We start from the raw sequence: 876 nt of genomic DNA, 5'->3' as shown, positions 1-876 counted from the left end.
TCGATGAGGATGACGAGCAGTTTTCGATTACTCTCTCATCGCTTACAAATGTTGATGCTGGAACTTTAGTCGGCGTAGGTACCATTACCGATAACGATGCAGCGCCTTCGCTATCGATCTCCGATGCTTCAACGGCTGAGGGTGGAAAGCTCTCGTTTACGATTACTCTTTCTGCTGCTAGTGAAAAGACGGTTACCGTAACGGCTGCTTCTGCCGATGGCTCTGCTACAGCTGCCGATAACGACTATACGGCTCTTGCAAGCACGATTGTAACCTTTGCTCCTGGCGAAACATCCAAGGTCGTGGAGGTACAAACTTCCGATGACGGAAAATATGAAGGTAACGAAGATATATTGCTGAATCTCTCGTTGGCTGCTAATGCTACCATTGCCGATGCGCAAGGTGTAGGCACCATCACCGACGAGGCGGATAAGCCTTCTTTGAGTATTGCTGATGCTGTTTCTGTCAATGAGGGTGGCGATTTATCGTTTAGAGTATCATTGAGCAATTTAGCAACGTCTCCTGTCACAGTGTTCGCTAAAACAGCTGATGGTTCTGCAACTTCTGCAGACAACGACTATACTTCTCTAGGACTAACCAAGCTTACAATCCCTGCTTTAGCTAGCTTTGTAGATGTGGTTATTCACACGACTGGGGATGCAACATTCGAGTCCGATGAGGATCTTTTTGTTCAGCTTTCGTCTCCTTCTTCTAATGCTTCTATTGCAGCAGATAAAGCTAAGGGTATTATTCTAAACGACGATGCGAAACCAAAGGTTTCTATCGATAATCAAACCATAGTAGAGGGTGGTTCATTAACATTTAATGTAACGCTAACCAACCCCAGCTCTCAAGCGATATCAGCAGCATATTCGG

General features: G+C 45.7%; 1 protein-coding gene. It reads left to right on the top strand.

Annotated features, from left to right (window positions below):
• The coding region (locus L990_RS16580) for a Calx-beta domain-containing protein (protein WP_047451757.1) at positions 1-876 on the top strand (876 nt) is incomplete at both ends.

It is taken from the genome of Alistipes sp. ZOR0009, from assembly GCF_000798815.1.
Classification (GTDB): Bacteria; Bacteroidota; Bacteroidia; order Bacteroidales; family ZOR0009; genus Acetobacteroides.
The sequence above is the reverse complement of the archived record's forward strand: the minus strand, read 5'-3'. Positions and strand labels throughout refer to the sequence as shown.